Source organism: Maribacter cobaltidurans, from assembly GCF_002269385.1.
Lineage (GTDB): Bacteria > Bacteroidota > Bacteroidia > Flavobacteriales > Flavobacteriaceae > Maribacter > Maribacter cobaltidurans.
On sequence record NZ_CP022957.1, the window covers coordinates 1,550,816 to 1,563,077 of the forward strand.

Consider the following 12,262-nt stretch of genomic DNA (forward strand, 5'->3'; position numbering starts at 1 on the left):
GGAGATGACAAAGCTAAAGACGCATATGGGACGTAGGGCCTTTATCAAGAATACAAGTTTGGCAAGTGGCGGTTTGGTACTTGGCTTTAGTATTTTAAACTCCTGCAAATCTGAGCAGGCAAAAGAGATGGCTGTCAGGGAAATGCCCAAAGAATGGTTCGAGATGAATTCGTATCTGAAAATAGGTGATAACGGGGTTGTGACCATTTATACGCCCAATCCGGAATTCGGTCAGAATATCAGGACATCCATGCCCATGTTGGTAGCAGAAGAGTTAGATGTAGATTGGAAAAATGTACTGGTTGAACAGGCGCCCTATCATGCAGACAAATATGGATTTCAATTTACGGGGGGCAGTAGGGGAATAAGTGCCCGATGGGAGCCGCTTAGAATGGCCGGAGCAACCGCAAGGCAGATGTTGATAGCGGCGGCGGCAGAAACCTGGCAGGTACCCAAGGAAGAGATTACCGCAGAAGCAGGAGTATTACAACATGCAGCCACCAAAAAATCGGCCGGGTACGGAGAAATGGCTTCAGTTGCAGCAACACTTACCGTACCCGAAGAAGTACAACTAAAAGAGGTAAAGGATTTTAAACTGATCAGCCGTTCGCAAAAAAATGTAGATGCAAAAAGCATTGTAACCGGTAGGCCTTTATTTGGCATGGATATTCAAGAGGAAGGAATGTTGATCGCCATGATCGAACATCCACCAGCTTTTGGTTTGACCTTCAAATCAGTGGATGGTGAAGCGGCCAAAGCCATGCCTGGAATCAAGGATGTGGTTACGATCAAGAGTTTTAAGGACGGATATGAAAAAGGCGGTTTCGACACCAACGCTTTTCCTGAATTGGTTGCGATAGTGGGCAACACTACTTGGGAGGTGATGCAAGCTAAAAAGAAATTAAAAGTTGAATGGCAACCCATTACCGCCTATTCGGAAATAATCGCTGGGTTTGGTGGAAAACAAACGATTAACATACCCGCAGGACTAGAATCTACCAAGATCCATAAATCACAAATGGAAGCACTTGCTGCAAAACCGGGAAAAGTTGTCCGAAAAGATGAAAATCCAGAAGTAGCCTTCAAAAATGCAACAACAATTTTGGAAAGAAGTTACTCGGCGCCTTTTCTTGCTCATAATAACATGGAGCCCTTGAATGCTTTTGCCCATGTAGCAGGCGAAAAGGCGAAAATTGCAGCACCAATACAGATTCCGTCTTTGATCATCCCTACCATTGCTAGTAGTCTGGGAATACCGAAAGAGAATATTGAGATGGACCTTCCAAGAATGGGCGGTGGTTTTGGACGCAAGGCCTATGCCCACTTTGTAGTGGAAGCGGCCCTGATTTCACAAAAAGTCAATGCCCCTATAAAGTTAGTATATAGCCGTGAAGACGATATGACCAATGGTATTTATCGCCCAACCTATCACGCAACCTATCGCGCGGCTTTTGATGAAAACAATAATTTAACGGCATTACATGTTAAAGCAGGCGGGGTGCCGGAGAGTCCATTGTTCGCCAATCGTTTTCCGGCAGGGGCCATTGATAATTATATGGCAGAAGAGTGGACCATTGATTCCAACATTTCCATAGGTGCCTTTAGAGCTCCACGATCTAATTTTATGGCCGGTGCCGAACAAGCGTTCTTGGATGAAGTTGCTGAAACCATGGGCAAGGACGCCATTCAATTTCGCTTGGACCTGCTAAAACGCGCCAAGGAAAATCCTGTAGGCGAACGGAATGATTATGATGCCGATAGGTACGCCGGAGTCCTGGAATTGGTTCGTGAAAAATCGGCTTGGAAAGAAAATGATTCAACAAAACATCGAGGTGTATCGGCCTATTTTTGCCATAACTCCTATGCGGCGCATGTACTGGATTTAAAGATGGAGAACGGTAAACCCGTAGTTGAAAAAGTAGTTTGTGCCATTGATTGTGGAGTGGTGGTAAATCCCGATGCAGCAACAAACATGGCAGAGGGGGCCATTACAGATGGTATTGGTAACGCCTTTTATGGGGAATTGACCTTTCAGGATGGGGTGCCACAGAAAAACAATTTCCACCAATATCAAATGATTCGCATGAACGAAGCGCCAAAGGAAATCGACGTACATTTTGTACAGAATGAAATAGACCCCACAGGTATGGGAGAACCGCCATTTCCCCCTGTTTTTGGAGCGGTGGCCAATGCTTTGTACAAAGCAACGGGCCAAAGGCATTATGAACAACCTTTTGTTACTGGAAATCAAATAGTAGGATAACCGATTATACCTAACTTAACGGTTGGCCTTTAATAAACAGCTATATACAAACGTTCATTTATTGCCGGATTCATTTTTTGAAAGATGGTCTTAAGAATTGAACAATTTTTTGGACAATCAAAAACTGATCTTTTTGCACATATCGTCCCAAATCCTTACCCAAACTTTGCGCCTGGATCCTGTGGAATTTTTGTAGTGTTCCGGCAGATAAGCGTTAAGCAAAAATTCCATAGGGCGCACACTACTTTTGATTTGGAACGCTATCTTTTTCTTTTATCCATTTTTTATACGACTGATAATGCTTAGGGTTTTGGTCAAAATATCCTTTTAGATTTGAAATTACTTCTTGCTCTCCCTTCGCAAAAGCCTTTTCTTGAACAGAGGTTATGCCAGAAACTTTGAAAATCAGATAACCTATGATAACCAAGGATATGAACCAAATCGAGTAATGAACCCACAACTGTACCTTCGGAACCAATCTTGCACTTGAAATCTGCTCGGTAATTCCTCGAACGTATTCATCAAGCTTTGAATTATTCGCTTTCTCGGAATTCAGATGCTCTCGGAGCAATCGTTCGATTTCCGAGGTGTCCGGCCTGATTTTGATATGGTCCGCATTCTTGGTCAGTTTCTCCAGCTTTTCCAGAGACCTGTTGAACCCGTCCAACTCGTCGGTGAGCAGTTCCATTACCTCGTCCAATTTTTTATATCCCATAATTTTCGGTTTTAAATTCCAATTCCCGTGTCGATGGCCTTTTTGATGGTTTTCTTGATGATGTTCTTGGCGATGCCCGTTGCGAGGTTGGTACCCAGTTCCACCGTTTTCCCTAACAGCTGGACCGATTTGCCGATTTCCTTTGGTTTGGTTACACCTTTGTTCCGGGAAAGCTGTGCCATTATCCTTCCCCCGGACATGGAACGGTGTACCTCGCTTGCCTTGAAATTATGGCCTTCATATTGGAACCGGAATCCCTGTAACTTGTTGGCCCGGTTTATTGTCGGGATGACTTCCACGTTCCTTTCCTGCATGGCCTTGATGTAGGAGTCCAATGTTTTTGGTCTATCGCTTTCCATTACTTTATGATGGATGTCCTTTATTTCCATCCGGACCTTTATGGAATCCAGTTCCTTTTCCAGTTGTACCTCCTTGACCGTAGTGAGCCCCATTTCCTTGGCAACGTTCTCCGCCGCCAGTTGGCTGCGCTTTCCGATAAAGCTGTCGTTATAGGCCTTGCCATCGAACCCTATCCTGTTCACATATAAATGGACGTGGGTATGTGCCTTGTCCCTGTGCACGAAGGCGATGGCCTGTCGTTCCTTCAGCTGCATTTCTTTTATGAACCGTTGGGTCATTTCCCTTAGTTGTGCTTTGGTCAAATTCCTACCGTCCTTCCGGGTCGGGCTAAGGATAAAACTGAGGGTGTTCTTTTGGCAACGCGTGTTCTCCTCCTGGACCAGCCTGAACTCTTCGGTGATATCTTTGGGGTTTTCCCCTGCCAGGTGTTGACTAAGGACCACCTCGGCACCCTTCTCCTGGTTCCAACCGTAATCGATACTTGTCCCGGTGTGCGCTATGGATGTCCCTTTTCCTATCATTTCTTGGTCCTTTTAAAATTATGGAGGTGCTTTCTTATTTCCGCTGCCAAGGTCTCGACTTCACTGGCCAGTTTCGGATTGTGCTTCCTGAACATATTACCGATGCGGGTAAAATTTCCCTTGTACTTCACCAGCATTCTATAGTGGGCCAATTGTTCTTCGGTCAAACGCTCGATGACCGAATTCCCGAAAGCCGAACTGCGGCAATATTCGGAGAGGGAAATACCGGCCCGTTCCGCCCTTTTCTTGAGCAGCTTCTTCTCGTAGATGGAGCACCGGAACTTGATGTAGGTCCTCTTCATTTCTTTTTTACTTTGCGACCATCGGGAGCAAAGCAAGATCGTTTTTGTGGCAACAAAAACACATCTTGCGCTTCCTGACCAAATCCATTTTTAGCATTAAAAATCAACCATTCGTTCATGTCCTTATACCCCTCGTATAAACTTGATTTGTCCAAACAGTTATTGGAATGGGCCAGCAAGTTTTGGGTCGTTGCTTTACCAGTTGCATCATTGTCCAGATAGAAGTCGATTCGGTCGTAATTATCCATTGGCTTAATCGCTTTTTTGACCAATGCCGTAGAGTTCAGGACCAAAAAATCGTATTCGGTTTCTACTTCTTTATTAAATTCCAAAATGGATAATAGGTCGAACATCCCTTCGGTAACGATGAGTTTTCGGTTTCCATTTTTGATGTGGGTGATATCCTTCGGGGAGCTGGAATTCTTGTAATATTTGTTCCGTAGTTCCCATCCACCGGAATCGTTCTTCAATCCTATGGCGAAGTATCGTCGTCCCTTATGAAGATAATGGACCTCCCTACATATGGTCGATGCCGTAGAAATGGAAATTTTCCGTTCAAATAGATAGTTTAACAACCCGTAATGCCGAATAGGACGTGCATGCAGAATTTCTAGCCCTGTATCCTTTTGGGTTCCAACTGGAGGCTGCCGTTGAAAAGAGAAAGAGGTCTGGCCCTGCTCCAAGAACCTTAAGGTTTCGCTAACGGAAGAATTATTGATTTGGCATATTAGGTCGATTACATTACCGCCTTGTCCCGCCCCATGGTCATACCATCTATTGAGTTTCCTGGACACCTTGAAAGAGGCTTGGGTCTCCGAGCGGAACGGGCTCAGGAACCAAGCTTCTTTTTCGGTCGATCTGGTCGGAAAGTGCCCGAGTTTTGCCAGCGCTTTTTCGATGGGAAAAGCCCGGGCTCTTTCGCACGTTAACTTGTTTGTTCTTTCTTTTTTCATAAGCCGAATGGTTTTACCTGTTTTTTTGATGATATGATGACAACACCTTCTAAGGCCCCTACGGTATTAGGTTTTCCCTGTCATCGTTTTGTCATCACGTCATCGTTCTTCATTTTTTCAAAGTGTTTTCCGTCATCATTATTTTTTTTGATGACAGAATGATGACAGAATGATGACAGCCTCGGACCCCATGAACATTGGCCCCGTGCTATTCCGTCATCGTATCATCAAAATTTTTGGTCAAAAAGTCCTTTTCCACCGTAAAGTATCTTCCCTTGGCATCGGTCATGTGGATATCTCCATCGCTCCAAATGGTCACTTTTTGGTATTTGTTGGAGTTGTCCTGGTTGACGAGTTTCCAATCGTTCTTCAGCAATTTCCGCAATTGGGTCAGGTCGGTCTTGACACGTGTCTTGTTCAGCAGGTGCAGCGCATCGATTGGACAGAGATGTATTTTCTCGGTATCGAACTTTTCCATGACACTGAACAGGATACTGGCCAGTTCCTTCTCCACCCGATTCCGATTGTTCTGTACCAACTTTATTAGCGCCGCAGTTCTAATCTGTTTTGGGGCAAACCACATTCTGGTGGTATGCCCGGACGATAATCTTCGTTTTTGCAGATAGTATAGGAAAGCTGGTATTTCGGATACCAGTTGTTGGAGGAAATCCGTTTTCTCTTTTTTGAGCGTTGGTATCTTCAGTACCCAAAACCGGGTCTCGTTCCCATCTATCTTGATAAAGTTGTCCTCGTTGTTGCTACAGAGAACGAACTTCCCGAAGAACTCCACTTCCCGCTTGTCCTTTCCCTTGGCCTCCAATTTGTTGATATTGGTAGTGCTCAGGTACTTGATGCGCTCGGTAAGCTCTTCCTTGTTGAACAGTACCTCGTCGATACAGATGAGCAGCTTGTTAGCCCAATCCGCGTTGAACTGGCTGCTGAAACTGTCATTGGTCAGATAGGTCAGGTTGTTGTCGAAGATGGCCTTCAGCCACTTGAGGAAAGTGCTCTTTCCCGTGGAACGTTCCTTGGAGACCAGGCATAGAATGGGCAGCACCTGGACCGGTTTTGTATACAGTAATTGCAGGTAGTCCAACCCCATTTCATAGTGCTTCCCGAATATGTGTTCGACAAATCCCAATGAGGTTTGGTATTCCCCTTCTTTGGGGATTGCCGGTAACGGGGAATAGGTATTGTAGAAGCCCTTATATTCCTGTTTGAAACCGATGTGGCTCGGGATACAGGTGAAGCCATCGTACTTGGGCACCTTGCTCAAATAATCCTTCCCATGGTCCTGGCGGATGGTCTCGATGTTCCAGTGCACCAGGATCTCGTTGAAATGCCCGGCGATAGTCGGTGCCTGTACCCGTTTGTAGTACGAGGTGCCCACCCTTAAATAGGGAATTGATTTCATATGATAAGGTTTTAGAGGCCAATGGTGATTCCAGAGGCATATTGTGAATCGACAAAAATCCAGGATTCGTATTACCTAACGAATTGGTTCCGCTATAGTTCCGGTCTCGGGAACGGGTCTGCGTTCGTTCTGGAGCAGCCAATCGACGATCTTCTTCCTTTCGAAAAAGATCAGTTTCCCGTTGGGCTTGGAGTGCGGGATATGCCCCGCAGCCGTCAGTTTGTACAGATAGCTTCTGGATATTCCCGTATAGTCACAGGTTTCCTCAAAGGTCAGTACCTCTTTATTGGCAATCAACAGCCTTTCCAAACGGTCGAGCCGTTCGAGTATCAAAAAATTGTCCATTTTGTTTCTTTTTAGATTAAAAAATGAACAAAAGCGCTTTTGTTTTCTTTTAGAGAATTCCTGGTATAAAGGTAAAAAGAAGGAGGGGAAAAGGTAAGGCTGATTGACTAGTTTTATCCACAAATATTTGATAAACAATGACTTGTACCAAATCGGTATAAATGAAACCAAATATCATTTGGTGAATAATAGTTGGTTTCAAAACGATACAAATGCTACCATTTGCGTTTTTCTAAAAATGGATGGATTTTGGAGTTATCAACAATTGAAATTGAGGATTAAGAAAATAGGGCCTTATTTGAAAAGATTCAAACCAGTTTATTCTAGAGCTTCAAAATCTTATAATCGGCAGGGATTATCTTCCAGAAGTTTTGAAAATCGAAAGCTTTACAGTGCAATGAAAAATCGTAAAACATTTAAATTTTGATGAGAAATCCGTATCTCGTACTGATTTGGTTTCAAATACATCCAAATAGTACCAATTAAAACTATACAAGAATTAAAATGGATTATGTGCAAATTATGTGCAAATAAAAAAGGCTCCAGGAGTGAAAACTCTCTGAAGCCTTGCTATTGCTAGCTCCTCCTCTTGGGCTCGAACCAAGGACCCTCTGATTAACAGTCGGTTCACTTATGGTCCCATATGGTTTTATATGTCTTGAAATGCCCATTTTACTGGGATTTTACTTATCTTTAATATCACTACAAACCATTTAAAATCAAAAAAAGCACGCCAAAAGCACGCCACTTTTTTAAGCTAATAATTATGGCCACAATCAAGATAGCCTTTGATAAACGGGCAGATCACAGAACTAAAGATAAAAAATTTCCTTTGGTATTGCGCGTAGGGCACGCCAGAAAAACCCGAGATATTCCTTTCAATTTACATTTGAAGGAAAAACAGTATGATTTTTCAACCGGAAAGATTACTGGAATTATGAACGCTACAAGACATACCAAGCGCACCCGTAAGATTTATTCGGATGTAGATTTATGGATGGATGAGCATGCAGGCGAAATAAAGAATTGGGAGATAAAAAAATTGAAATCTGAAATCGAGCGAATATTCTTCAAGAAGTCCCCATCTAATTCCATACTCAACCATGGTGCGGTATATCTAAATCGACTGCGACTTGAAGAACGTTTTTCCACGGCAAGTTCTTACGAAGACGCTCTGAAAGCCTTGATTAAATTCCGCAAAAGTCTAAAAGGGGAGGATGATACGGTTTTAATCAAAACACTTTTCGAATTAAAAGACGGCAAATTAAAAGTGCTCGATGATTACAAAGATTTGGATATGGAAATCAAAGCAATGGACTACGCCTTTTCAAAAGATTTTAAGGCATACATGAGCAACCGCTATAAATCAAAAAATACGCCCGCTATACACCTTAGAAGCTTACAGGCCATCATGAACGATGCAGGAAAAACATATCAAGACCTAAAAGACCATAAGCCATTGTCGAGTATTAAAAAACAAAGCCATGAGAATGCACCTGCCCCTCTTAGTTTAGAAGATATAAACGCTATCAGAAAGTTAGAATTAGAAGCTCGCACTCCGATATGGGATACCCGTAATTTTTTATTGTTCATGTTCAACAATATGGGCATGAACCATTTTGACATGGCCATTTTAAAACGTTTTCAATTCAACGACAATCGCATCAAATATTTCCGTAAAAAGACTATTTATGAAGGAGATTACTTTAGCGTTCTACAAAATGAAGAATCCCTTAAAATAATAGGATATTATCTGAACGGCCAAAATGATGATGAGTACCTGTTTCCTATAATTCCAGAGAGTACTACGCCTGAAAGATTACATATGGTAAACAATGGAAAGGTCAAGACATTCAATAAGTACGCTAAAAGAATTGCGAAATTGGCAGGGATTGAAAAAAAGATAACTACTTATACATTGAGGGATACTTGGACAAACATCGGCTTGGATATGGGTATCGACATCCGCAAAATTTCATCGGGACTTGGGCATTCTAGTGTTCAGGTAACAGAAAAGCATTATGGAAAAAGCGTTTCAGAGAAAATACTGGACGAAATAAATGCCAAAATCACATCATCATAGGAAGTAGACTAGTTCAATTATAACTACCATAAACTTAGTTATGTCCGGGGTTGGTCTCGGGATTATCCAAATGAGCAGAAAGCGGTTTTTGGTTTTCTATTTGTCCTAGCAAATAGATTCTTTTCTTTCTTCTCCCTATCCACAAAAAAGCGCCCGTCAGGGCGCAAAATCATTAACCGAAGGCAATTCTCTTAAATTTACCACGGAAGCCCCATACCCCTACTTTTCCTCTTGTTTTTTGCAAAATCAGTAAACTCGTCCTTGAACCCATTGTACATCTCTTCGGTGTTTGTACTACTACCGCCCAATATTGAACTGATAGCATAGGCACCTTTGCGCAGTACCTGATTTTGCTGGATACTGGATTGCCTTTCGGAAGCGATGATTATACTTTGACGAAGACCATTATCCATATGGTGCTGTACCATCTCACGATGTAAGTTCGGGTAGACTTTTTCGGCCGTTAACATAAAGGCCACTTTATCGTACACACCTCTTTCTATTAGATGTCCTGACCACAGGTTTTCGAGCCTGTTCCTCCTATCTTCAACCAAGTTATTGATAACGGGTTGCTGTTCTTTTAATGTTTCGGTCAAATTGGGAATTGAACTCAAATAAAGGCTTGTTCTTCTAGAGAGTGTATGACTCGATTCGTTACCTGTATAAATCGACTTGACCCTCAGCCCCTCTTCCCCTTTTACAAAATAGAACCCCTTGGCATTGAAAAGGGCGATATAGTCCTTTGCCGATTTTTCGAAAGGGGCATGCCTACGTTCGGCATGTTTTATATATGCACTTAATGCCAAGTTTTCGTACCGCGTTTTATATTCCGGGTTCATTCGTTTATAGAGCTTGGGGAATATCATCGGCAAGAACATTCCGGCCGCCGTCAACTTCGGACCCCTTTCGGACGACTGTTCGGACAACATTTCCAACATCAAATGGTTTTGACGCACGAAGCCTGAAGACACATAGTTTTCCATTTCCTTTGGAAAAGATAATTTACCCAACTTCACAGGCACGGCATGCTTGTTCGAATTGGTAAAGGACAATCGGTCATTATGATACTTCACACCCAATGCTTGGAACAAAAGACGAACGCTTCCCTGCTCCGTGCCGACGTTGAAGATTTTATTTTTCAATACCTTACCTATGAGATTGAATTTGTTCTGCAGGGCGGCCTTCTCTTTCTTGGTCTCAAGTTCATACAATCTAGCTCTGACCAATGTAAAGGTATCGTGTAACGATTTCCTGAATTTCCCTTTTTTTGTTTCGGGTACATAACTTTCCAAAAAGCGAAATTTTTCCGAAGTATTTAAGTTCGGAACGATATCGCCAAAATTCCTGGTCGCGATATGTTCCGATAGCAGTCCTCCCCGTTTCGGGGATTGTAGGTAGGATGTTGTCAATGCTTCCCTTATCGTTTTTTGGACTTCCAATTTGAACTGTTTGCTCTCGGTATCGATTTGCGTGGGTTCGTTGCCGTTACCGAAAATATCCAAACGGTTTTGCATTCGAATTTTTTGGGAAAGTTCCCTTGCCCTGAAAACGTACATCGATTTATCATATACGGTATATCCTTCGATGAGATTTTCGTTCTTATCTAGTTTGATATCGATATTTTGATATTCTTTGGCAACTTCTTCCAGATCATACGGATGTATAGTTTGGAAAAGGTCGTAAGTTGTCCCTATCTGTTTCAAAAGGCGTTTGCGGTGTATCGGCAACAGCTTCGACTTGGAATGGATATCGAATACCTTTTGCAGTTTCGGGCCGCTCAGGTTACGGTGCACCTCGGAGCCGTTGATGAAACTCGTTCGATAGCCCTTTTGGTTGTCCAGTCCATATTTTACCCCTATCCGTCCCGATTTGTTTTCCCTGGTCTTTACTTCGATATGATAGGGTTTGACCAATCTCGCGAGTTCCTCGAAACTACATACCTTATATCTTTGATTGATGGTGTTGAGCACATCCCGTAAATAATATCGGGTTCCTTGGTTTGCATCCGCACCTACTTTTAGTTTCGGCAATCTGTGTATCGGCAGCTGTTCCTTTCGTCTCATTGTTGGAGCTGGTGTCAGGCAGTATTTCTTTTCGAGCTGTTGCCGTGTCGCCATGCTCCTTCTATGGCTATTGTAAATAGGCAGGACTTTTCCATCTTCTTTTACGATAGTGGTTACGATATGGACGTGTTCGTGTTTGGTATCCTTGTGCCGTACGACAATATAAGGCTGGTGTCCAAAGCCCATATTCTCCATATATTCCTCGGAAATTTTATAAAAGGTCCTGTCATCCAAATGTTCCCCGTGCGGAAGGTTCAGGCAGATATGGGCATAGCGGTTCTTGGTGGCGTTGCGCTGTCCCTGAAAATACAGCACGCTCCCGAAAAACTTTGGCGAAATACTTTGGGAAAACGTATTGCCGTAACCGAGTACTTGCACACCTTCCTTGCCGAGGACATAGTTCAACGTTCCCGTACAGGTTTGGCCGTAAATGATCTTCGCTATCATGCTGGTTTTTCTTCTGTCGCAATTTTGATAAGTGAGTAAAGCAATTCGTTTGTTCTTTGTATCTCGTTTTGCAAACTACTGTTCGGACTTCTCAGATTTTTATGGTGCGCAATCTTTACCAGTTGGTTAATATTGTTACCAATTTTATTGAGATGGTAGGCAAGGTTCGAGGTGTCCGGGAGCATATCCTTTTCTCCGGATTCGCTTTGCAAAACCAATCTTCTTAAAAGCGGACTTATCGTTCCCCTTTGCGAAATATCCAGATTATAGGATTGGCATAGTTGCCTCAATTTTTCATATTCCGAATCGTTGAACCGCAGCATGATGTTATGGTACCGCTTCTTGTTCCCCAATCGTTTTCGACCTCTTTTCCGTTCTTTCATTTTTATTGCTTTTCAAGGCAAAACACTTCGCAAGAAGTAGACAATTCTGAGTTACTCAGAATGCACCTCGCTATCCGTTTCACGGATAAATATAATCAATGAAATATGAATACAACTAACTTATAATCAATTATTTAACTCGTAAAATCAGATAAGACCATATGGGCTCAAATGGGTACAATTACGAAATTTATCTGGTTCGATATGACATTGAAAAAATGGAAGGAAATACGGAAATGTTCAGGCTTTTTGTGGGTAGGGGGAGAAAAGGGCAAGCGACTTTTTCGCCGCTTGTTCTTTTGCGCGGCCGCGAGGGTGTCGGGCAAAACTGGAACGGAAAGACGACCGAAAGCGGGCGGCCAAAGGTCGCCTGCTCGGGAGGATTGGAGTAGAGGGTTTGTGCGACTTCCGCA

The 12,262-nt window shown here is 42.9% G+C and carries 11 protein-coding genes; 3 read left to right on the forward strand and 8 right to left on the reverse strand.

The features are described from left to right. Positions 1-4: 4 nt before the first annotated feature. On the forward strand, positions 5-2,263 hold the full coding sequence (locus CJ263_RS06665; RefSeq protein WP_094996551.1) for a xanthine dehydrogenase family protein molybdopterin-binding subunit: 2,259 nt from the start codon (positions 5-7) through the stop codon (positions 2,261-2,263). Between the two features lie 241 nt (positions 2,264-2,504). Here CJ263_RS06665 and CJ263_RS06670 read toward each other — a convergent pair whose 3' ends face one another. The 6 genes from CJ263_RS06670 to CJ263_RS06695 all read right to left on the reverse strand — a co-directional run bounded on the left by CJ263_RS06670 (position 2,505) and on the right by CJ263_RS06695 (position 6,873). Then, positions 2,505-2,978 carry a DUF6730 family protein gene (locus CJ263_RS06670; protein ID WP_094996552.1) on the reverse strand — a complete coding sequence of 158 codons (474 nt, stop codon included), beginning with the start codon at positions 2,976-2,978 and terminating at the stop codon, positions 2,505-2,507. An 11-nt stretch (positions 2,979-2,989) separates the two neighbouring features. Then, positions 2,990-3,859: a relaxase/mobilization nuclease domain-containing protein gene (locus CJ263_RS06675; protein ID WP_094996553.1), complete on the reverse strand. Its 870-nt coding sequence runs from the start codon at positions 3,857-3,859 to the stop codon at positions 2,990-2,992. Next, a complete protein-coding gene (gene mbpA, locus CJ263_RS06680) occupies positions 3,856-4,161 on the reverse strand; it encodes a mobilization protein MbpA (protein ID WP_094996554.1) in 306 nt (101 codons plus the stop codon). Before mbpA ends, CJ263_RS06675 begins: the two co-directional genes overlap by 4 nt. Beyond that, complete coding sequence (locus CJ263_RS06685) at positions 4,158-5,114, reverse strand: toprim domain-containing protein (RefSeq protein WP_094996555.1); 957 nt, start codon at positions 5,112-5,114, stop codon at positions 4,158-4,160. Before CJ263_RS06685 ends, mbpA begins: the two co-directional genes overlap by 4 nt. Positions 5,115-5,322: 208 nt before the next feature. Next, on the reverse strand, positions 5,323-6,528 hold the full coding sequence (locus CJ263_RS06690) for a primase-helicase family protein (RefSeq protein WP_094996556.1): 1,206 nt from the start codon (positions 6,526-6,528) through the stop codon (positions 5,323-5,325). 75 nt (positions 6,529-6,603) lie between these two features. Continuing rightward, positions 6,604-6,873 carry a helix-turn-helix domain-containing protein gene (locus CJ263_RS06695; RefSeq protein WP_094999142.1) on the reverse strand — a complete coding sequence of 90 codons (270 nt, stop codon included), beginning with the start codon at positions 6,871-6,873 and terminating at the stop codon, positions 6,604-6,606. Between the two features lie 766 nt (positions 6,874-7,639). On the opposite strand from CJ263_RS06695, the gene CJ263_RS06705 reads away from it, so the two are divergent. Then, positions 7,640-8,956, forward strand: coding sequence for a tyrosine-type recombinase/integrase (locus CJ263_RS06705; RefSeq protein WP_094996558.1), 1,317 nt, complete (start codon positions 7,640-7,642; stop codon positions 8,954-8,956). Positions 8,957-9,153: 197 nt separating this feature from the next. On the opposite strand, the gene CJ263_RS06710 is transcribed toward CJ263_RS06705, so the two are convergent. Then, positions 9,154-11,466 carry a relaxase/mobilization nuclease domain-containing protein gene (locus CJ263_RS06710; protein WP_094996559.1) on the reverse strand — a complete coding sequence of 771 codons (2,313 nt, stop codon included), beginning with the start codon at positions 11,464-11,466 and terminating at the stop codon, positions 9,154-9,156. Beyond that, the gene (locus CJ263_RS06715; RefSeq protein WP_094996560.1) at positions 11,463-11,849 is read right to left on the reverse strand and encodes a plasmid mobilization relaxosome protein MobC; all 387 of its coding nucleotides are present in this window, start codon (positions 11,847-11,849) and stop codon (positions 11,463-11,465) included. The genes CJ263_RS06710 and CJ263_RS06715 overlap by 4 nt, the downstream gene beginning before the upstream one ends. 161 nt (positions 11,850-12,010) lie before the next feature. Between CJ263_RS06715 and CJ263_RS06720 the strand changes: the two genes are divergently transcribed. After that, positions 12,011-12,241: a hypothetical protein gene (locus CJ263_RS06720; RefSeq protein WP_094996561.1), complete on the forward strand. Its 231-nt coding sequence runs from the start codon at positions 12,011-12,013 to the stop codon at positions 12,239-12,241. The last annotated feature ends 21 nt before the right edge of the window (positions 12,242-12,262 follow it).

What these genes read in the sequence shown, in the direction of transcription:
- CJ263_RS06690 (WP_094996556.1), bottom strand. Translation starts at nt 6,528, where the DNA reads ATGAAATCAATTCCCTATTTAAGGGTGGGCACCTCGTACTACAAACGG.
- CJ263_RS06695 (WP_094999142.1), bottom strand. Translation starts at nt 6,873, where the DNA reads ATGGACAATTTTTTGATACTCGAACGGCTCGACCGTTTGGAAAGGCTG.
- CJ263_RS06715 (WP_094996560.1), bottom strand. Translation starts at nt 11,849, where the DNA reads ATGAAAGAACGGAAAAGAGGTCGAAAACGATTGGGGAACAAGAAGCGG.
- CJ263_RS06710 (WP_094996559.1), bottom strand. Translation starts at nt 11,466, where the DNA reads ATGATAGCGAAGATCATTTACGGCCAAACCTGTACGGGAACGTTGAAC.
- CJ263_RS06685 (WP_094996555.1), bottom strand. Translation starts at nt 5,114, where the DNA reads ATGAAAAAAGAAAGAACAAACAAGTTAACGTGCGAAAGAGCCCGGGCT.
- CJ263_RS06665 (WP_094996551.1), top strand. Translation starts at nt 5, where the DNA reads ATGACAAAGCTAAAGACGCATATGGGACGTAGGGCCTTTATCAAGAAT.
- CJ263_RS06720 (WP_094996561.1), top strand. Translation starts at nt 12,011, where the DNA reads ATGGGCTCAAATGGGTACAATTACGAAATTTATCTGGTTCGATATGAC.
- CJ263_RS06675 (WP_094996553.1), bottom strand. Translation starts at nt 3,859, where the DNA reads ATGATAGGAAAAGGGACATCCATAGCGCACACCGGGACAAGTATCGAT.
- mbpA (WP_094996554.1), bottom strand. Translation starts at nt 4,161, where the DNA reads ATGAAGAGGACCTACATCAAGTTCCGGTGCTCCATCTACGAGAAGAAG.
- CJ263_RS06705 (WP_094996558.1), top strand. Translation starts at nt 7,640, where the DNA reads ATGGCCACAATCAAGATAGCCTTTGATAAACGGGCAGATCACAGAACT.
- CJ263_RS06670 (WP_094996552.1), bottom strand. Translation starts at nt 2,978, where the DNA reads ATGGGATATAAAAAATTGGACGAGGTAATGGAACTGCTCACCGACGAG.